Here is an 18277-nt window from a genome sequence, read left to right as displayed (position 1 = left end):
CAGGGGTTCGTCCCGGAAGGTGTGCATCCAACGGAGGCAGGGCCCTTCTGGCGGAGCCGTCAACCGTCACGGCAACCGCCGGCGGCACGGCCCCCACGAGGGCTGGCACATGGAGCCTGGTCGTACCTCACGCCGAGCCCGAACGTGGGACGGCGAATCTGGCGCCATCTCTGTACGTGGATTCGGTGCGTTTCGTAAATCGTTTTCGGACCATGTAGTCGCCAGCGAGCTTCGTATTGCTGGATATTCGCAGTATGTCGGATGGTTGTTTTCCCTTGTCTCCGTCACACCCCAAGCTCGACTGGGTCCTCGACACCGTGGCCGCCAAGTTCGCCGCGCCGCCGAAGTGACGCTCATGTCAGACGTTCGCTTCCCGAGAATGACCAAACTCCCATAAAAGCGCCTTCTTCGTGCCGTGCAGGAGGACGAGCCGGCCCACCGTGAACGCCGTTCTCAGAAGGGACCACACGAGAACGGGGACGAATTTCATCAGCGGCGGCCTGACGAGCGATGCCCTGATGCCTACCGAGTAATGATGTTGTCGATTGCGCGCCGACCGCATCTCCTGCTCGGATTTGGCGATCACCTGTGGATCGGACGAGTATTTGACCTTCTTGAGGATGACCGCGTCTCCGTAGAAGCGGTGTACGGTGTATCTGTAGTTGGAGCACCCGTGTTGTGCGGTGAACCGCTCCAGCCGGAGGCGAACGATTGCGTTACCGCCGAGTTCCTCCGCGTGCTGCCGAAGGAGATCCCTCGCCTCGTTCGGATCTTGGGCCTCGCCCCAGCACTCTTCCGCCACTACCCGTACGATCTCGAATCCGGGGACGCTGGCCTCGCGCGACATGATGAAGCGGTCGGGATCGACATAGATCTTCTGACGCTTGGCCGATTTCCGCCTGGGTACTCGCGGGTGTGGTTACGAAGAGGTAGGTGGATATCCTCCGATTGCGGACTCCGCCGGATAACTCCATGAACCTCGGGACCGCTGCCTGGGTGCTCGGATACGACAAGAGCAAGGGGCGCGACGAGGATAAGAATACGTTATCGAACCTCTTGGAGGGCCAGCTTCTGGCATCGCTGGAGGATCCCGTCCAGGGAATTTCATGGCTGCGGCATATCTGCGTAAGTTGACGCCCAATACCGGCCCCTGGTCGAATTCGACCGCACTTAATGCGGCATCAGGTTATAATAATGGAGGGAATGGCCCGAACAGCTATGGGCGCCGGGTGATGAAAAATCGAAGCATGCTGGAACAACGGACAGGCAGGCGAAAGGGCTCCTGGTGCGGCTGATCTACTGGTCCCTTGTGATCAGCGGAAGTCTGTCGATAGGGCTGGGCTGGCTCTTCGGGGTCGAACGCTACCCGTCGACCGACTCTCCGGAGATTGATCCGGACGGGGTGGCTTTTGTGCGACTCCTGGTTGGTTTCGGCATGACCCTTATGCTCTGTGCGGTGATATGCAGGTGGAAATTCAAGAAGTCGTGGATGATCCCAGGGTTGTTCCTGGCGCTGGGATTATGGCGACTGATCTGGGTTCAATTACAACCGGGTTTGATGTGACCTCTCAATGCTTTCACGCCACCCTTCCTCGGCTCGCCGGCTGGAGATCAGGTAGTACACCGTCACCACCATGCTCAGCGCCGACAGCAGCAGCACGAGTGACGCCCCGAGTTCCTTGCGGGGTCCCGCCGAGCAAGTAGAACTCGATCTTGTTGGCGATCATCGTGGAGGTCGGCGAGCCCGAGACGAGGGTGTTCGTGTAGTAGTCGCCGAACATCGGCAGCGCTGTGATGGCCGACGCCGTCAGCAGGCCCGGCCGTGACAGCGGCAGCGTCACGTGCCAGAACGCGCTCAGGCTCGAACAGCCCAGGTCCCGCGCTGCTTTCAGGAGTAACGGGTCAATGCGGTCGAGGGTGGAGAACAGTGGCACGATGAAGAACGGGATGTACCCGTAGACCAGCGCCAGCACGACCGTCACCGGGGGGTTGCCCGACAACCAGTGCACGGTCCGTCGACTGTTGGCGTCAGCGGCAGCAGGTCGTGACGTACCCGTGGTCCTGGCGCATTATTAGCCGGTCCAGCATCCCTCACCCGCCACGGCGGCAGGAACAGGCCGAGCAGGGCTCAATTCTGCCCGTCAGCGTCCTCGGTCTGCTTACGCTCGGTGCGACGCTGGGCTGTCGCTGGTCGTCCGTGCAGTGCCAGCGTCATGGGCCTCGTCGCGGTCGTGGCCTCAGCCTGCGTGCGCGACCATGTCAAGCCGCACGCGGGGCCCTCAGATGACGGCGTCGCGTACCGCCTAACCCCAGTCCCCGGTCGAACGAGGCTGGGCCATGTTCATGGCCACGCGCACCGGCGGCGACTACCCACCTCACCTGGCCGAGCAGGTGGCCGCTGTCCGAAAGGCCGAGGGCGACGCTGCCGCCAGCAGGTTCCCCGTGCTGGACATGGTCGACGGCGACACCTGGGAGATCCGCAGCATGCTGGAGATCGCCGTCCCGGGTATCGAGCACGACTACGAGGAACGCGATGGCCTCAGCACGGCCATTCATGGTCCACGAGGACGGGTCGTGGGCTCGAGCCGCATCCATGTCGGGAGCGCCTGGAGTGGTGCACCAGGACAGCCCCAGGCGCCCATGGGAGGAACTCGACCGGGTACGGGTACTGGCTCCAGCACGGCGCACTCCCGCTCAACGGAGCCCTGGTCAAGGTCGCGCCGGACGGGGCGATTCGCCTCAGCCGTGGCCGCTGGTCGGCCACGATCGCCTGAGCGTGCTGGCGCTGAGCCTTGCGGGATCACGCCCTACGAGATCGTCCACTCGCCTGTCTCGCTTGCGAAACCGGTGTTCAGGGCGAACTGGAGCTTGGCGAGTTTGACACCCTCCGGTACCTCGAACAGAACTACGCCTTTGCGTGTATCCCCGGAATTGACCGTGATGGACGAGAAGACTTCACCCTCCTCCACATCCCCGAACGTTTGGGAGTACTGCTGGCCCTCCGCGTCGATCAGCTTGAGTCCGATGCTGGGTGCGTCGGTGTAGACGGCCGTCCCGATGTTCTTCAGCTGCAACTCCACCGCCACCCAGCGGGCACCCGCTTTGGGTTTGATGAAGTCGTTTTCAGACGTGGCGGGGTCGAAGATCTGCGTCACGGTAGCGTCGACCTGCACGTCGGAATCCAGTCCTTGCAAAGTGATCGGGGAGCCGATGGCCGCAGGGCCGTCTGCTGACGTATCGCCGGCTGGCTGCTCCTCTGGTGCGGTGGCAGCGTCGGAGGGCGGGGCGGTTGGCTTGCTAGTGGCCGGGCCGCGGCTTGGCGTTGCCAGCGTTTCCCGCCACGCGGTCTCGTTGCCGATGTTGAGGACGACCGCGAAGCAGCCGCCCACGACGAGAACGAAGACCACTGTGGAGATCATGAGGATGGCCGCCGTGTTACTCCGCTTCGGGGGCGGCGGAGGAGGCGGATACCCATACCCGGGAGGCGGGTAAGGCTGCTGGCCGTACGGCTGCGGCTGCCACTGTTGAGGCTGCTGGTGGGGGTCATAGGGGCCCGGCTGAGTCATCGGTGGGCTCCGAAGATCGGGGAGTGGGAACGTTCCTGTGACGGATGGTGCGCCTTCCCGGGTTACCTCGGCCATCCTGGGAGACCAGATCGTTAGGATCGCTGACCTGCGGACAAGTCGTATTCCTGCATCGTGTCGGGCCTGAACTCTTGTGTCTCTGCGCAACCACTAGAGGAGATCGCCCAACGCGCGCCGCTTCCCCGCTTCGCGGGCCCTTTCATCCGTCGTGCTCGCCGCGTACCTGTCGACCATGGACCTCGAACACCAGCCGGCCAGCCGCATGAGCTCCTCCTCGGACATGTTCTGCTTGGCGAAATGCGCCCAGGTGTGCCGAAGCAGGTAGGGGTAGAGGTTGTCCAGTCCGACGCGGGCCGCGCGGCGCTTGAGCATCAGCTTGACCCCGGCATAGGTGAGGACGCCGCGGCCCTTCTCCGAAAGCCACAGGCCGGGGTCGTCCGCCCCCTTGTGGTGGCGCCGAACGCTCAGGACGCGGGCGCCCTTCCTGCTGATCGTGACGGTCCGCAGCCGTCGCCCCTTCCCGAGGACCCGGTTTCCCGCTGGTCCAGGTCGAGGTCTTCGACCCTGAGGGCGACGAGTTCTCCGCGCCTGATCCCGGAGTCCATGAACACGTACAGGATCGCCTTGTCGCGCCGCTGGATGAAGCATTTGCCCTCGCAGTCCTTGAGCAGGGCGCCGAGGTTCTCGGGCACATGCGGCGGCTTGAGGCCGGCGATCGGGTTCGGCTCCTCGAACTCCTCCGCCCACCAGCGCCAGAACTGCTGGATCGACCGGAACCAGTTGTTGCGGTATCCGTCGGCTTTGCCCTGTTCACCCAGGTAGATGATCCATTCCTGGATGTGTTTCCGGCGGACCTGCCCCCATTCGACGACGTCGTCATCGGACTCGGAGGCGAGCCAGTTGGCGAAGCGTTCGGCCGCGTCGGTGTAGATGCGGGTGGTGTTGTCGCTCTTGTTCTCGGCGCGAAGGTATCGGCGGAAGCTACCGATCTCCTGGCCGAAGTGCTCCGCTGCGGTTGACGTGAGAGTGGCCATGCCGGTGGCCTCCCGTGCGGGCGTTCAGTCAAGGCGATGTCAGGCCTTGCAGAACCCCAAATAGCTCAGGAAAAGGTCGAAGGCGAGGGCTCACTGAGCTGTGTGGGCTGGTGGCAAACGAAAGCCCCTCACCGATTTCCGCAGGTGAGAGGCTATTTGTGGGCGGTACTGGGTTCGAACCAGTGACCCCTCGCTTGTAAGGCGAGTGCTCTACCGCTGAGCTAACCGCCCCGGACCGCTTACACCTTACGGCACTCCCCAGCCCTAAGGCACCTCGGTAACCCGCACGACCGCCCGCCCGTCCTGCGTACCCTCCCAAGCCGCCCCGACGTCATCAAGCCCGACCACATAGTGATCAACCGCCAGCTCCCCGAGGGCCGCATGCCCGAAGACCGCCCCAAGCGCGGCAGCCCTCTGCTCCCGGCTGACGGCATTGTTCGAGTACCCCAGCACCGATACCGCCCGGCTCCGCAACACAGCCGACGACATCGTCGCCGAATCAGACGCCGACCCGCCCAAGTTGACCAGCCGCCCCCCAGGGGCAAGCACCTGCAGAGCCGCCGCGGCAGGCTCCCCGAACACCGGATCGATCACCACGTCAGCCGCCCCGACCACCTCGCGAAGCCGATCGGCCAAGGTCGAAACGGGCTCCAGGGCGATACACCCCGGCCGGGGCGCCCGGGACACCCCCACCACGTCACCCGCCCCCAGCAGCCGGGCCGCCCGCAGCGCCACCTGCCCCACTGCCCCGCCGGCTCCCAGCACCACCACCCGTTCCCCGGGCTCCAGCCGCGTCCGCCACGTCAGCGCCAGCCACGCCGCCACCGCCGACAGGCCCAGGGACGCCGCCACGACGTCGTCGCACCCGTCCGGCACGCGCACAAGATCCGCAGAGGGCACCGCGCAGAGCTCGGCCAGGCTTCCGTCGCCGGGAGCCATCCCGGCCGACGTGGGGAACCACACCCGCTCACCGTCAGGCGTGATCCCGACCCCCTGCACGCCGGGCACATAGGGCAGCGCGGGCTGCCCGAAATACGACAGACCGGTCGCGCACAGCAGGTCCAGGGGAGTGATCGGCGCGCAGGTCACGGTCACGAGGACGTCCCCGGCCCCCGCAAGAGGCCGGGGGACGCTCCCCACCACCGGCGGGCGGCCGCAGGACTCGATCAGGGCCGCCCGCATCGGTGAGCTCATGTGGCGATGTCCGGATAGGGGAGGGAGAAGTGGGACAGCCGGGCGGCGTACTCCTTCTGGAACGCCAGCGGCTCCTCGTAGTCGCGCTCGAACATCGCGATGAACAGCGTCAGCGTCAGGAACGGGTGGGCGCCCAGTTCGAAAAGGCGAACGTAGTCGTGGGAGGTCAGCGCCTCGCGTTCGACCGGGTCGAACGACAACCACGTGCTGGCTTCCCCGCCGTGGCAGTTCAGGATCTCGTTGGCGATCGTCGACTCCCACCATGCCACCGTCTCGTGGGGCGCGGCGCGGTAGCGCTCGACCAGGTCGGGGTCGCGGTCGACGGTGAACAGGAACTTGTTCAGCAGGTACTTGCTCATGCCGGGACCCCGTTCGGATACCAGGTGAAGTAGGCCTCCATCGTGTGGAACAGGTCGAGCGAGTCGGCGTAGTCGGCCTTGGCGCCCTCTCCGGCCACGCCCATCATGAGCATGAAGTCCATGAACCCGTGGGTGGCGTTGCCGGGCGTCCACAGGGAGTCGAGGGTGACCTCGGCCAGGGCCCGTTCGATGTCGCCGGAGGCGATCCACTCGACGGCCTTGCGGTCGAACTCCGGGTCGGGGCCATGGGGGCCGAACTGCCTCGGGCCGCCGAGTTCGAGTGACAGGTGGCCGGTGCCGATGACCGCGACCCGCAGGTCGGAGGGCCAGGTGTCGATCAGGCGCCTGATCGCGTGGCCGAGTTCCACGAAGCGGGCCGGTCTCGGCAGGGGCGGGGCGAAGATGTTGGTGTAGATCGGCACGATCGGCAGGTCGGCCTCGGGGCGCAGCGTGATGATCGGGCACGTGATGCTGTGGTCGATCCGCAGCTCGTTGGAGAAGGCCAGGTCGAAGCCCTCGTCGAGGCCGCCGCGCAGGATGTGGGACGACAGCTCCTCATGGCCGCGCAGCAGCATGCGGGGCAGGCCGAACTCGCGCTCCTCGTTGTACCAGTTGGCGTCGTAGAAGGGCGCCTTGCCCACCAGGAACTGCGGCATGTTGTCGAGCCACAACTGGTGGAAGTGGTCGGAGCCGACCATGACCAGCACGTCCGCGCGGGCCCGGGTCAGGGTCTCGCGGAAGGCGGTGATCTTGGCGACCCACTCGTCGGCGAACGGCGGGCGCTCCTCCGGGGGCGCCGTGCTGGCCTTGTAATAGAACGGGTGGTGCGTGGACGCGATCACGGCGGCCAGTGTTGCCATGGAACACCTTCTCTACGGTTCGTACGTCGCGTTCCGGTCGACGGTCAGGTAGACATCCATGCCGATGGGGCGGCGGCGCTCCTCGGCCAGGTGACCGAGCAGGCCGGCGGCGCGGGCCAGCAGGGCGAAGCCGCGCAGCAGGTCGACCGGGAGGCCGAGGTCGGCCAGGGCCGCCCCGCAGACCCCGGCGCCGTTCAGCGGCAGCCTGCGGCCCAGCACCTCGGGGTGCACCCGCCCGATGGCCTCGAACAGCGCCAGATGCGGGCCGAAGACCCCCTCTTCACGGGCCAGCGCGAACAGCACCGGCGTGCGGGGGTCCTCCTCCTTGTGCACCGGGTGTCCCAGGCCGGGGATCAGCCGCTTCTCGGCCCGCGCCTCGCGTACGGCCTCCAGCGCCACGTTGTCCCAGCAGTCGTCCCCGTTGGAGAACTCGACCAGCTCGTGGAGGAACCGCCCCGCGTCCTCGGTCACGCCGAGGAACCGGGAGCCGCCGCCCAGCAGCCCGGCCGCCAGCGCCCCCTGGACGCTCTCGGGGGCGCTCAGCAGCGTCAGCCGGGCCGCGATGGCGGTCGGGGTGAAGCCGTGGTCGGCCAGGGCGACCAGGACCGCCTCGAACACCCGGGTCTCCCCGGGGGTGGGGCGGCGTCCGGCCACCAGCCAGAAGGCCAGCTCCCCGAAGCCGACCTTGCCCATCAGGTCGTGGGCCAGGTCGTGCCCGAGCAGGCTGATGGAGTCGGCGTCGGACGTGCCGATGCCGGTGGGAAAGTTCATCGCAGCCACTTCCTGATCTCGTCCCCGTGCTCGTCCAAGGCGGGCGGCGGCCGCCGGTAGCCGGCGGGAGTGCCGGAGAAGCGGATCGGGTGCCGCACCGACGGCACGCCGCCCGGTTCCACCACCGGCTCCAGGCCCAGGCTCTCGGCCAGCGCGACCCCTTCGGTCACCGTGTTGATCGGGCCGCAGGCCACCCCCGCCGCGCTGAGCTCGGCGAACAGGTCGGCTCGCGTCCGCTTCCGCAGCTCCGCGACCAGCAGCGGTTTCAGCTCGGCCCGGTTCGCGGTGCGATCTCTGGTACGCGCGAAGCGCGCGTCGTCGGCCAGTCCGGGCACGCCCAGGACCTCGCACAACCTGCGGAACTGCCCGTCGTTGCCCGCGGCGACGATCAGGTCGCCGTCGGCGCACTCCAGCGGCTCGTAGGGGAACAACGACGGGTGGGCGTTGCCCATCCGGTGGGGAGTGACCTCCCCGGCCACCACGGCGCTCGAATGGTTCACCAGCGCCGACAGGGCCGACGACATGAGGTTGACCTCGACACGCTGGCCGCCGCCGGCGTAGAGCGCGGCGAGGATGCCCGACACGGCGTGCAGGCCGGTGATCACGTCGAACACCGACATGCCCGCCCGGTAGGGCGGGCCGTCGGCCGAACCGGTGAGGCTCATCAGCCCCGAGACCGCCTGCACGATGAGGTCATACCCCGGCAGGTGGGCGCCGCCCTCGGCGCCGAAGCCGGTGATGGAGGCGTACACCACCTTGGGATTGCGCTCCCGGACCGCCGGATAGTCGAGCCCGTAGGCGGCCAGGCCGCCGGGCTTGAAGTTCTCGATGAAGACGTCGGCGCGGGCCGACAGCTCGTGGGCCAGGGCCTGGTCGGCGGGGTCCTTCAGGTCGAGGGCGACCGAGCGCTTGCCCCGGTTCACCCCCAGGTAGTACGTCGAGACGCCGTCGCGCTCCGGGGGCAGCCAGTTGCGGGTGTCGTCGCCGCCGGGCGCCTCGACCTTGATGACGTCGGCGCCCATGTCGGCCAGCAGCATCGTGGCGTAGGGCCCGGCGAGCACCCGGGAGAAATCGGCCACGAGGATGCCGTCGAGTGCGCCCATGAGATCCCTTCGTCCGTTACGCGGACAAGTGTCCGCGAGCCCGAGTCTTGTCGGGCGGCGAAGGTGATGTCAAGCGGAGACCTGGGAGACCGACTGGGGGATGGACTCGTGGAGGGCCACGTCGGCGCCGATCGCGCCGGCCGTGCGCAGCAGCGCGGGCAGGAACTCCTCGGTCAGCGTCTCCATCGAGGTCTCGGCCGAGTGGGCGTTCACGTTGATGGCCGCGATCACCCTCCCGTGGCCGTCGCGCAGCGGCGCGGCGACCGAGCGGATGCCCGGCGCGAGCTGCTCGTCGGTCACCGCCCAGCCGCTGGCCCGGACCGCGCGCAGCACCGCGTGGCGTTCCTCGGCCGAGGGGCGCCAGCGGGGCGTGATGCCCGACTGGCTCGGCGTCTCCAGGACGGCGTCGGCCTCGGCGGCCGGCAGGGCCGCCAGCAGGACCTTGCCCAGCGACGTCTGGAGCGCCGGGAACCGGGTGCCGATGCTGACCGACAGGGTGACGATCTTGGGTACCGCGACCCGGGCGACGTAGACGATGTCGGAGCCGTCGAGCTGCGCGATCGAGCACGACTCGCGGGTCAGCGCCGAGAGCTGCTCCAGGTGGGGACGGGCGATCTCCCACAGGCCCATGGAGTGGACGTAGGCGACCCCCAGCTCCAGCACCCGGGGGGTGAGCGCGAAGCCCCCCTCGGCGGCCCTGACGTAGCCGAGCTCCTCCAGGGTCAGCAGGATGCGGCGGGCGGTCGGGCGGGCCAGTTCGGTCGCCGTGGCGACCTCGGTGAGGGTCATCACCCGCTGGCGCGGGCCGAACGCCTTGATCACATCGAGTCCCCTGGCCAGCGCCTCGATGAAGTCGGGTCCGGTGTCCTTGCGTGGCATGGGTCGACTTTAGACCGCCCCGCGTGTCTTGACATCGGCGTAGGGGGCTCGCATTGTTGCATTCACATTTCTGCGACCGCCAGGCGGACGTTGGTCCGCGACTCTGGGAGGCAGCTCTATGCCCATCGTCCTCCGCAACGGACTCGTGCTGACCATGGACGACCGGCGAACCGTGCTGGCGCGCGGCGACGTGCTGGCCGACGGGGAGGACATCGTCGCCGTCGGGCCCGATCTGGAGGTGCCCGAGGGCACCGAGGAGATCGACGCGTCCGGCGGCATCGTCATGCCGGGCATGATCGACACCCACCGCCACCTGTGGCAGACCGCGATGCGCGGCTACGGCGCCGACTGGACCCTCACCCAGTACTTCGTCTGGTACTACCTCGAATGGGGCAGGAAGTTCCGCCCCCAGGACGTCTACGCCGGCAACCTGCTGGGCGGCGTCGAGGCCCTCGACGCCGGGGTCACCACCACCGTCGACTGGTCGCACGGGCTCCAGACCGTCGACCACGCCGAGGCGGCCGTCGACGCGCTGGAGGCGGTCCCGGGGCGGTTCGTGCTCGCGTACGGCAACATCCAGCAGGCCCCCTGGGACTGGGCGCCCTCCGCCGATCTGCGCGACTTCATCGGGCGGCGGTCATGGGGCGACATGCTGGGCCTCCAGCTCGCCTTCGACGTCACCGGCGACCCCGCCTTCCCCGAGAAGGCCGCCTTCGAGGCCGCCCGCGACCTCGGGCTCGCGGTCACCACCCACGCGGGCGTGTGGGGCGCGACCAACGACGACGGCATCCGGCTCATGTACGAGAACGGCTTCATGACGCCGGAGACGACCTACGTCCACGCGGCGACCCTCAGCCCCGACTCCTACCACCGGATCGCCGCCACCGGCGGCTCGGTGTCGGTCTCGACCGAGAGCGAGCAGAGCGCCGGGCAGGGCTACCCGCCCACGTGGCAGCTCCGGCACCACGGCATCCCCGTGTCGTTGTCGATGGACACCAGCGTGTGGTGGAGCGGCGACCTGTTCTCCGCCATGCGGGCCACCCTGGGCGCCGACCGGTCCAGGGAGCACCTGGAGGCCCACCTCAGGTCGGAGACCGTGACCCACTGCCACCTGCGGGCCGAGCAGGTCGTCGAGTGGGCCACCCGCGGCGGCGCGGCGGCCCTGGGCCTGTCGGACAGGATCGGCAGCCTGGAGCCCGGCAAGAAGGCCGACGTCGTCCTGATCAAGAACGACGCCTCGCCCGTCATGTTCCCGATCCTCAACCCCTACGGCCACATCGCCTTCCAGGCCCAGCGCGGCGACGTGCACACCGTGCTCGTCAACGGCCGGGTCGTGAAGCGCGACGGCCGGGTCGAGGGCGTGGACGCCGCCCGCGCGGCGGTCACCCAGACGGTCGACCACCTGATGAGCGAACTGGGCGACGCCTGGCTCTCCGGAATGAACCCCGACATCCCGGAGACCAAGATCCTCGACAACCCCTACATGTACACCGACTACCGATCGAGCTGAGCAGCCGAATCGAGGCGCCTCTCCTCGCCTACAGGTCGAGCTGAGGAGCCCAGTCGTGGACTCCCGCCGCGCGCCAGCCGAGGACGCCCGCTCCCAGCATCCCCGCGCGGACGCCGAGCGCCGTCTGGCGCAGCGGCGGGGGCTTGCGGAAGCTCAGGCGTTCGGTCATGCGGTCTCTGAGCGGGGTCAGCAGGGCCTCGCCGGCCTCGCCGAGGCCGCCGCCGATCACGATCATCGCCGGGTCCATGAGCAGCGTGTACGACGCCAGCGAGATCGCCAGCGCCTCGACGGCGTCGGCCAGGACCGCGTAGGCGTGGGGATCGGAGCCCGCCTGGGCCATGACGTCGACCGCCGTGGCGGGCTTGCCGGTGCGCTCGGTGTAGCGGCGGCCCAGCGAGGCCGCCGAGGCGTAGGTCTCCAGGCAGCCGGTCTGGCCGCAGGCGCAGCGCTCGCCGTCGGGCCACACGGGGGTGTGGCCGATCTCGCCGCCCCAGCCGTTGACGCCCCCGTAGGGCTCGCCCTTGATGATCAGGGCGCCGGCGATTCCCGTACCGATGGGCAGGAAGAGGAAGTCGGTCACGTCGCGGCCGGCCCCGAAGACGCTCTCGGCCAGGCCCGCCGTCCGGACGTCGTGGCCCAGGCTCACCGGCAGCCCCTCGGGCACGAACGTGGCCGCCGGGACGTCACGCCACCCGATGTTGGCCGAGAACAGGGCCGTGTCGGCGTCGACGATCCCGGGCACCGCCAGGCCGACGCCGCGCGGCGGCCCGTCGCCCGAGGCGGCCAGTTCGGCCACGTAGGCCCGGATGTTGGCGACGACGGCCTCGGGCCCGTCTTCCCGCCCGGTCGCACGCCCGGGGAAAACGGTCACCTCGCCCGATTCGCTGACGAGGCCGCCCTTCATCGATGTCCCGCCCACATCCAGGGCGACCACGTAACTCATCCGGACATCTAATCTCACGACCGGCCGAGTACGCGAGACAGGGCCGCCTCCACCTCCGCCGCCAGGTCGGCCGGCACGGAGGGTCGCCGGTAGTCGCGCCGGGGGCCGCCCTCGCCGGCGTTGCGGACGTGGCCGCAGGAGCGGCACTCCACCTCGCCCAGGCGGCAGACCAGGGTCGTGGAGCCGCACGAGAAGCAGGTGTCGAGTTGGAGATCGTGGGCCCGCTGGCAGTCCGGGCAGATCAGGACCTGGGCGTCAGAGCGCACCCCGCGCCTCCACGGGCTCGCGCCACGAACCGGGTCGGTCTGCCGGGCCCCGCATCGGTAGCAGGGCATGTCGGCCTCCCCTACAGCTCGCTGAGGACTTTCCGATAGTCGGCGACGTCGCGCGGCTGCCCGATCGCGGTCGCGACCGTCCAGCGCACCACGCCTTCGGCGTCGATGACGAAGGTCCCCCGGGAGGCGACCCCCTTCACCTCATCGAAGACACCATAAAGACGCGCGACCTGACCGTGGGGCCAGAAATCCGAGAGCAGGGTGAGGTCCCAGCCCTCGCGGTCGGCCCAGGCCCGCTGCGCGAACATCGAGTCGACGGAGACGGCCAGCACGACCGCGTCGCCGAACCCGTGTAGATCGTGAAGTTCCGCCTGGCAGACGCCGGTGAAGGCGAACGGGAAGAAGACGAGCAGCACCTTCCGGCCGCGCAAGCCCGAGAGCCGGACCGGCGTGCCGTGCTGGTCGGTCAGCTCGAAGTCGGGCGCGGGAGACCCGGCGGTCAGCATGTCCATGATCGCTCCGCCCGTAGTGAGCCTGCCGTACGGCGGCGGCCGTACGGCAGGACGGGGCCCAGCCGGCTAGCGGCGGCCCTTGAAGACGAGTCTCGTGCCCGACCAGTCTCTGGCCGCGCTGATGCTGCTGGTCTGCGCGAGGCCGGCGGTCGTGGCATCCTCGCCGATGTCGCTCGGCTCGACATGGCCGTCACGGCCCGCCTTGGGGGTCAGCAGCCAGATCTGGCCGCCGTCCGCCAGCGCCGTGGTCACACTGCTCAGGATGTCGAACAGATCGTCGTCCCCGTCGCGGTACCACAGGAGCACCACGTCGACGACCTCTTCATAGTCCTCGTCGACCATCTCGTTGCCGGTCAGCTCCTCGATGGACTGACGAAGCGCCTCGTCGCTGTCCTCGTCCCAGCCGACCTCCTGCACCACCTGACCCGGCTTGAGGCCAAGTCGTTCGGCCAGGCCGCGCTCGCCCTGCGCCTGACCCGCGGTCGCGCTCACTCTCATCCCTCCTGCTCGGATCGACCCCGCTCGGAAACCGCTGCGGGTATCGTTCGGCACAGTCCACACGCTGTGACCCATCGTCGTCAACGGTCGCCACGGTCAGTGACCCGCACCGTTATCTACGATTCGGACAAATAGGACAAACGAACACGACGTTCCATGTTGTCCACGTTGAGATCCACGATGGCGATCGACTGCCAGGTGCCCAGAGCCAGCCGCCCCCCGATGACGGGCACCGTCGCATAGGGCGGAATCAGGGCCGGCATCACGTGAGACCGCCCGTGGCCCCGGGAGCCGTGGGCGTGCCGCCAGCGGTCGTCGGCCGGGAGCAGGTCGCCCAGCGCGGCCAGCAGGTCGTCGTCACTGCCGGCGCCCAGTTCGATCAGCGCCACGCCCGCCGTCGCGTGAGGGACGAAGACGTTGAGAAGGCCGTCGCCTCCCTGGTCTCCGACGAACCTCGCGCATTCCGCGGTGATGTCGTGCACCCGTTCCCGGGAGCCCGTCCGCACCTCGATGACCTGAGATCTCACATCGGGATACTAAGGTGCGGCCTGCCCGTAAATCGGGGTCGTGCGACCAGGTGAGGGACAACCTAGGTCAAAACGTTACGCTGACGAAGTGAGCACACCCGGTGGTGGCGGGATGTGCAAGCTTGGGCGAAAATCGTCCTACCATCGGTGGTCTAGGCCAAAGACCACCCGGTTACCCCGCGGTAGAGATGCATCTTCCGCAGGGAGCAGCCAGGATGGAACCCGAACCCTAGACCGACAAAAGTCCATTCTCGGAAGGCGAGACCCAGTGGCTTCCGGACGCCAGCGTTTCTCGATCATCAGTGACGGCCTACCCAGCCAGTTCCCTGATGTCGATCCAAGCGAGACCCAGGAGTGGCTTGAGTCGCTCGACAACGTCGTCAGGACGGAGGGGCGAACCCGAGCGCGCTATCTGATGCTCCGCCTGCTCGAACGGGCGCGTGAGCACCAGGTCGGCGTCCCGGGTCTGCGCAGCACCGACTACATCAACACGATCGCCCCCGAGCGCGAGCCGTGGTTCCCCGGCGACGAATACGTCGAGCGGCGGATCCGCGCCTACAGCCGGTGGAACGCCGCGATCATGGTGACCCGGGCCAACGCCCGCACCAACGTGGGCGGCCACATCGCCACCTACGCCTCCGCGGCGTCCCTCTACGAAGTGGGCTTCAACCACTTCTTCCGCGGCAAGGACCACGGCGAGTCGGGCGACCAGGTGTTCTTCCAGGGCCACGCGGCCCCGGGGATCTACGCGCGCGCCTTCCTCGAGGGCCGCCTCACCGAGAACCAGCTCGACGCCTTCCGGCAGGAGCTGTCCCACGGGTTCAAGGGGCTGCCCTCCTACCCCCACCCGCGCCTGATGCCCGACTTCTGGGAGTTCCCCACGGTCTCCATGGGCCTGGGCCCGATCGGCGCGATCTACCAGGCGCGGTTCAACCGCTACCTGCACGACCGCAAGATCAAGGACACCTCGCGCAGCCACGTGTGGGCCTTCCTCGGCGACGGCGAGATGGACGAGCCCGAGTCGCTCGGCGCCATCGGTCTGGCGGCCCGCGAGGAGCTCGACAACCTGACCTTCGTCATCAACTGCAACCTGCAGCGGCTCGACGGCCCGGTCCGGGGCAACGGCAAGATCATCCAGGAGCTGGAGTCCTACTTCCGCGGCGCAGGGTGGAACGTCATCAAGGTCGTCTGGGGCCGTGACTGGGACCCGCTGCTGGCGGCCGACGTCGACGGCGTGCTGGTCAACCAGATGAACACCACGCCCGACGGCCAGTTCCAGACCTACTCCGTCGAGAACGGCGCCTACATCCGCGACCACTTCTTCGGCGGCGACCCGCGGCTGCGCAAGATGGTCGAGCACCTGTCCGACGACGAGATCCGCAAGCTCTCGCGCGGCGGCCACGACTACCGCAAGGTCTACGCGGCGTTCAAGGCGGCCCGCGACCACGTGGGCCAGCCGACGGTCATCCTGGCGCAGACGATCAAGGGCTGGACGCTGGGCAAGGACTTCGAGGCCCGCAACGCCACCCACCAGATGAAGAAGCTGAGCAAGGCCGAGCTCAAGGAGTTCCGCGACCGGCTCTACCTTCCGATTCCGGACAAGGACCTCGAGGGCGACCTGCCGCCCTACTACCACCCGGGTCCCGACAGCGACGAGATCGCCTACATGAAGGAGCGCCGCCACGCGCTGGGCGGCTTCCTGCCCAAGCGGGTCGTGCGCGCCAAGACCCTCAAGCTGCCGGGCGACGACGCCTACAAGCAGCTCTCCAAGGGCTCGGGCAAGCAGAACGTCGCCACCACCATGGCGTTCGTCCGCCTGCTGAAAGACCTCATGCGCGACAAGGAGATCGGCAACCGCTTCGTGCCGATCATCCCCGACGAGGCCCGCACGTTCGGCATCGACGCCATGTTCCCGACCGCCAAGATCTACTCGCCCTACGGGCAGACCTACGAGGCGGTCGACCGCGACCTGCTGCTGTCCTACAAGGAGTCGACCGAGGGTCAGATCCTCCACGAGGGCATCACCGAGTCGGGCTCGATGGCCTCCACGATCGCGGTCGGGTCGTCGTACGCCACCCACGGCGAGCACATGATCCCGATCTACATCTTCTACTCGATGTTCGGCTGGCAGCGGACGGCCGACCAGATGTGGCAGCTCGCCGACCAGATGGGCCGGGGCTTCCTGCTCGGCGCCACCGCCGGCCGCACCACCCTGAACGGCGAGGGCCTCCAGCACGAAGACGGCCACACGCCGCTCATCGCCTCGACCAACCCCGCCGCGATCTCCTACGACCCGGCGTGGGCCTACGAGGTCGCCCACATCGTGCGCGACGGCCTGCGGAGGATGTACGGCGAGAACGCCGAAGACGTCTTCTACTACCTGACCGTCTACAACGAGCCCTACCAGCAGCCCGCCGAGCCGGCCGGCCTCGACGTCGAGGGCCTGCTCAAGGGCCTCTACCTCTTCGCCCCGTCGCAGGGTGACGGCCCCAAGGCCAACATCCTGGTGTCGGGCGTCGCCGGGCCGTGGGCCCTGGAGGCGCAGCGCATGCTGGCCGAGGAGTGGGGCGTGGCCGCCTCTGTGTGGTCGGCCACCTCGTGGTCGGAGCTGCGCCGCGACGCCCTCGCGTGCGAGGAGTACAACCTGCTGAACCCTGAGGCCGAGCAGAAGGTCCCCTACGTCACGACCAAGCTGTCGAACGTACCCGGGCCCTTCGTGGGCGTCAGCGACTACATGCGGGCCGTACAGGACCAGATCGCGCAGTGGGTGCCGGGCGACTGGACGTCGCTCGGGACCGACGGCTTCGGCCTGTCCGACACCCGGTCGGCGCTGCGGCGGCACTTCCACGTCGACGCCGCCTCGATCACGCTGGCGGTGCTGACCCAGCTCGCCAAGCGCGGCGAGGTCAAGCCGGAGACGCTGAAGGACGCGATCGCCCGCTACCACCTCAAGAACGGCGTCACCGAGATCGGCACCACCGCCGAGTCGAACGACACCGAGGCGATGGGCGTCTGAGCCCACCCGTCTCTCAGAAGGCCCCCGAGTGCTTCGGGGGCCTTTTCGTTTCCGGTACGCCCCAGAGCCGGGCCAGCAGGACGAGGAGCGGCCCGGCGGGGTCGGGCTCGTCCGGGTGGTCCAGGGCCCACCGGTCGACGGCCGCGAACACCCCGGCCGTGGCGGCCTCGATGCCAGGGACCACGTCGACCAGCCCGATGCGGGTCGCGTCGGCGACCAGGTCGGCGATCCAGCCGTCGCTCCCGGAGCCGCCGCCCGCCGCCAGCACGGCCCGGTCGTCGGGGTGGTCGCGCAGGTGGGCCGACAGGCGTGCCGAACCCGAGCGGAGCCGCTCCCACAGGTCGTCGGCCGACTCCGCCGGCCGCCACGGGCCGAGCACACGCAGCGCCCGTGCCGAGGCGTCGGCGACGACGGCCGACCACAGGTCGTCCTTGCCGTCGAAGTAGTGGTAGGCCGAGGTCTTGGAGATGCGGGCGTCGGCGATGATCTGGTTGAACGAGGCCGCGTCCTTCCCGTCGCGGGCGAAGTGGGCGCGCGCGACCGCGAGGATCGCGGCACGGGACCCGGCGGGCAGCCGGTCGAAGCGAGGCAGCGGCATCAGGTTCCCAGGGTGTGCTGGAGGCGGGACGTCATGATCCAGTGTGCCGCCCACAGGGGGACGGCCACGGCCCCTCCGGCGTAGCCGGGCAGGCCGGGGAGCAGCGACAGGATCTGGAAGGCGCACCAGCCGTACCCGAGGATCGACCACCACCGCAGGAACTCCGGCGTGACGCGCCCGGCCAGCGCGGCGCGGACCCTCCCGACGATGAAGAAGTCCTCGGTGAAGTTGTACGGGATCGCGAACATCCACCACACCGCCCCGGGGCGGTCGGCGCCCGCCAGGACGAGGGTGCGCTCCAGGGCCCGGCAGTAGAGGGCGACCAGGCCGAAGAAGACCGCGACGAAGACCGGCCCGCCGACCGGCCCGGCGGCGGTGACCTCACCGAGGATGCCCGTGCCCCAGTGGGGGGCGTAGAGCGGGTGGGCGATCAGCGCGGTGACCAGCACGGTTCCGGTGACCTTGACTAAGACGGTCTGCATGTACTGATGGTACACACACCTGGTTCCCGTCTAGTTGAACCCGTTGTGACGGCGGCCAGGGCGTGGCCGGTGCGGGAGGCCCCCTCCTGGGTGAGGACCCGCCGGCCGGCGCGGTTGTCGGCCACGTCGGGC

At 68.6% G+C, this 18277-nt stretch carries 21 protein-coding genes and 1 tRNA gene; 3 read left to right on the top strand and 19 right to left on the bottom strand.

Features of this window, described 5'->3' with window-relative positions; genetic code table 11:
• Window positions 1–358: 358 nt before the first annotated feature.
• Complete coding sequence (locus QSK34_RS12370) at window positions 359–847, bottom strand: hypothetical protein (RefSeq protein ID WP_285583366.1); 489 nt, start codon at window positions 845–847, stop codon at window positions 359–361.
• A 438-nt stretch (window positions 848–1285) separates the two neighbouring features.
• Between QSK34_RS12370 and QSK34_RS12365 the strand changes: the two genes are divergently transcribed.
• Window positions 1286–1564, top strand: a complete 279-nt coding sequence (locus tag QSK34_RS12365) for a hypothetical protein (RefSeq protein WP_285583364.1) — start codon at window positions 1286–1288, stop codon at window positions 1562–1564.
• 13 nt (window positions 1565–1577) lie between these two features.
• On the opposite strand, the gene QSK34_RS12360 is transcribed toward QSK34_RS12365, so the two are convergent.
• From QSK34_RS12360 to QSK34_RS12310, 11 genes are all read right to left on the bottom strand, one after another.
• Entirely contained in the window at window positions 1578–1982 is a 405-nt protein-coding gene (locus QSK34_RS12360; protein ID WP_285583362.1) for an ABC transporter permease, read from the bottom strand.
• Between the two features lie 825 nt (window positions 1983–2807).
• Complete coding sequence (locus QSK34_RS12355) at window positions 2808–3407, bottom strand: DUF4352 domain-containing protein (RefSeq protein ID WP_285583358.1); 600 nt, start codon at window positions 3405–3407, stop codon at window positions 2808–2810.
• Window positions 3408–3734: 327 nt separating this feature from the next.
• Window positions 3735–4052: a site-specific integrase gene (locus tag QSK34_RS12350; protein ID WP_353051388.1), complete on the bottom strand. Its 318-nt coding sequence runs from the start codon at window positions 4050–4052 to the stop codon at window positions 3735–3737.
• Window positions 4049–4618, bottom strand: coding sequence for a tyrosine-type recombinase/integrase (locus tag QSK34_RS12345; protein ID WP_285583354.1), 570 nt, complete (start codon window positions 4616–4618; stop codon window positions 4049–4051). Before QSK34_RS12345 ends, QSK34_RS12350 begins: the two co-directional genes overlap by 4 nt.
• A gap of 159 nt (window positions 4619–4777) precedes the next feature.
• Window positions 4778–4849 (bottom strand) — tRNA-Val (locus QSK34_RS12340).
• Between the two features lie 33 nt (window positions 4850–4882).
• The gene (locus QSK34_RS12335) at window positions 4883–5713 is read right to left on the bottom strand and encodes a quinone oxidoreductase family protein (protein WP_285583351.1); all 831 of its coding nucleotides are present in this window, start codon (window positions 5711–5713) and stop codon (window positions 4883–4885) included.
• A 95-nt stretch (window positions 5714–5808) separates the two neighbouring features.
• A complete protein-coding gene (locus QSK34_RS12330; RefSeq protein ID WP_161478921.1) occupies window positions 5809–6171 on the bottom strand; it encodes a hypothetical protein in 363 nt (120 codons plus the stop codon).
• Complete coding sequence (locus tag QSK34_RS12325; RefSeq protein WP_062353650.1) at window positions 6168–7031, bottom strand: DODA-type extradiol aromatic ring-opening family dioxygenase; 864 nt, start codon at window positions 7029–7031, stop codon at window positions 6168–6170. The genes QSK34_RS12330 and QSK34_RS12325 overlap by 4 nt, the downstream gene beginning before the upstream one ends.
• A 12-nt stretch (window positions 7032–7043) precedes the next feature.
• A complete protein-coding gene (locus tag QSK34_RS12320) occupies window positions 7044–7802 on the bottom strand; it encodes a citryl-CoA lyase (RefSeq protein WP_202609744.1) in 759 nt (252 codons plus the stop codon).
• Window positions 7799–8905, bottom strand: a complete 1107-nt coding sequence (locus QSK34_RS12315) for a CaiB/BaiF CoA transferase family protein (protein WP_285583343.1) — start codon at window positions 8903–8905, stop codon at window positions 7799–7801. The genes QSK34_RS12320 and QSK34_RS12315 overlap by 4 nt, the downstream gene beginning before the upstream one ends.
• A gap of 69 nt (window positions 8906–8974) precedes the next feature.
• On the bottom strand, window positions 8975–9784 hold the full coding sequence (locus QSK34_RS12310; protein WP_285583341.1) for an IclR family transcriptional regulator domain-containing protein: 810 nt from the start codon (window positions 9782–9784) through the stop codon (window positions 8975–8977).
• A 118-nt stretch (window positions 9785–9902) separates the two neighbouring features.
• Here QSK34_RS12310 and QSK34_RS12305 point away from each other — a divergent pair, with 118 nt between their 5' ends.
• Window positions 9903–11294, top strand: coding sequence for an amidohydrolase family protein (locus QSK34_RS12305; RefSeq protein ID WP_285583339.1), 1392 nt, complete (start codon window positions 9903–9905; stop codon window positions 11292–11294).
• Window positions 11295–11322: 28 nt separating this feature from the next.
• Here the strand turns inward: QSK34_RS12305 and QSK34_RS12300 are convergent, their stop codons facing one another.
• The 5 genes from QSK34_RS12300 to QSK34_RS12280 form a co-directional block, all read right to left on the bottom strand.
• Window positions 11323–12237: an ROK family protein gene (locus QSK34_RS12300; protein ID WP_285583337.1), complete on the bottom strand. Its 915-nt coding sequence runs from the start codon at window positions 12235–12237 to the stop codon at window positions 11323–11325.
• A gap of 14 nt (window positions 12238–12251) precedes the next feature.
• Window positions 12252–12503, bottom strand: coding sequence for a hypothetical protein (locus tag QSK34_RS12295; protein WP_285583335.1), 252 nt, complete (start codon window positions 12501–12503; stop codon window positions 12252–12254).
• Between the two features lie 80 nt (window positions 12504–12583).
• Complete coding sequence (locus QSK34_RS12290) at window positions 12584–13024, bottom strand: peroxiredoxin (protein WP_285583333.1); 441 nt, start codon at window positions 13022–13024, stop codon at window positions 12584–12586.
• A 66-nt stretch (window positions 13025–13090) separates the two neighbouring features.
• On the bottom strand, window positions 13091–13516 hold the full coding sequence (locus QSK34_RS12285; protein WP_285583330.1) for a DUF3052 domain-containing protein: 426 nt from the start codon (window positions 13514–13516) through the stop codon (window positions 13091–13093).
• 122 nt (window positions 13517–13638) lie between these two features.
• Window positions 13639–14049, bottom strand: a complete 411-nt coding sequence (locus tag QSK34_RS12280) for a secondary thiamine-phosphate synthase enzyme YjbQ (protein ID WP_030454529.1) — start codon at window positions 14047–14049, stop codon at window positions 13639–13641.
• Between the two features lie 268 nt (window positions 14050–14317).
• On the opposite strand from QSK34_RS12280, the gene aceE reads away from it, so the two are divergent.
• On the top strand, window positions 14318–17065 hold the full coding sequence (gene aceE / locus QSK34_RS12275) for a pyruvate dehydrogenase (acetyl-transferring), homodimeric type (protein ID WP_353051380.1): 2748 nt from the start codon (window positions 14318–14320) through the stop codon (window positions 17063–17065).
• Window positions 17066–17078: 13 nt separating this feature from the next.
• Here aceE and QSK34_RS12270 read toward each other — a convergent pair whose 3' ends face one another.
• On the bottom strand, window positions 17079–17663 hold the full coding sequence (locus QSK34_RS12270; protein ID WP_161478930.1) for a TetR/AcrR family transcriptional regulator: 585 nt from the start codon (window positions 17661–17663) through the stop codon (window positions 17079–17081).
• Window positions 17663–18145: a hypothetical protein gene (locus tag QSK34_RS12265; protein WP_285583326.1), complete on the bottom strand. Its 483-nt coding sequence runs from the start codon at window positions 18143–18145 to the stop codon at window positions 17663–17665. Before QSK34_RS12265 ends, QSK34_RS12270 begins: the two co-directional genes overlap by 1 nt.
• Between the last annotated feature and the right edge of the window lie 132 nt (window positions 18146–18277).

Origin of the sequence: Herbidospora sp. NBRC 101105, from assembly GCF_030269205.1 — a bacterium.
Classification (GTDB): Bacteria; Actinomycetota; Actinomycetes; order Streptosporangiales; family Streptosporangiaceae; genus Herbidospora; species Herbidospora solisilvae.
This window is presented reverse-complemented; position numbering and strand designations above follow the sequence as displayed.

Bases quoted from the DNA above. Each gene is read 5' to 3' on its own strand.
- QSK34_RS12270 (WP_161478930.1), bottom strand. From the start codon at position 17,663: ATGCCGCTGCCTCGCTTCGACCGGCTGCCCGCCGGGTCCCGTGCCGCG.
- QSK34_RS12265 (WP_285583326.1), bottom strand. From the start codon at position 18,145: ATGCAGACCGTCTTAGTCAAGGTCACCGGAACCGTGCTGGTCACCGCG.
- QSK34_RS12300 (WP_285583337.1), bottom strand. From the start codon at position 12,237: ATGAGTTACGTGGTCGCCCTGGATGTGGGCGGGACATCGATGAAGGGC.
- QSK34_RS12370 (WP_285583366.1), bottom strand. From the start codon at position 847: ATGTCGCGCGAGGCCAGCGTCCCCGGATTCGAGATCGTACGGGTAGTG.
- QSK34_RS12315 (WP_285583343.1), bottom strand. From the start codon at position 8,905: ATGGGCGCACTCGACGGCATCCTCGTGGCCGATTTCTCCCGGGTGCTC.
- QSK34_RS12320 (WP_202609744.1), bottom strand. From the start codon at position 7,802: ATGAACTTTCCCACCGGCATCGGCACGTCCGACGCCGACTCCATCAGC.
- QSK34_RS12305 (WP_285583339.1), top strand. From the start codon at position 9,903: ATGCCCATCGTCCTCCGCAACGGACTCGTGCTGACCATGGACGACCGG.
- QSK34_RS12310 (WP_285583341.1), bottom strand. From the start codon at position 9,784: ATGCCACGCAAGGACACCGGACCCGACTTCATCGAGGCGCTGGCCAGG.
- QSK34_RS12290 (WP_285583333.1), bottom strand. From the start codon at position 13,024: ATGGACATGCTGACCGCCGGGTCTCCCGCGCCCGACTTCGAGCTGACC.
- QSK34_RS12330 (WP_161478921.1), bottom strand. From the start codon at position 6,171: ATGAGCAAGTACCTGCTGAACAAGTTCCTGTTCACCGTCGACCGCGAC.
- QSK34_RS12345 (WP_285583354.1), bottom strand. From the start codon at position 4,618: ATGGCCACTCTCACGTCAACCGCAGCGGAGCACTTCGGCCAGGAGATC.
- QSK34_RS12325 (WP_062353650.1), bottom strand. From the start codon at position 7,031: ATGGCAACACTGGCCGCCGTGATCGCGTCCACGCACCACCCGTTCTAT.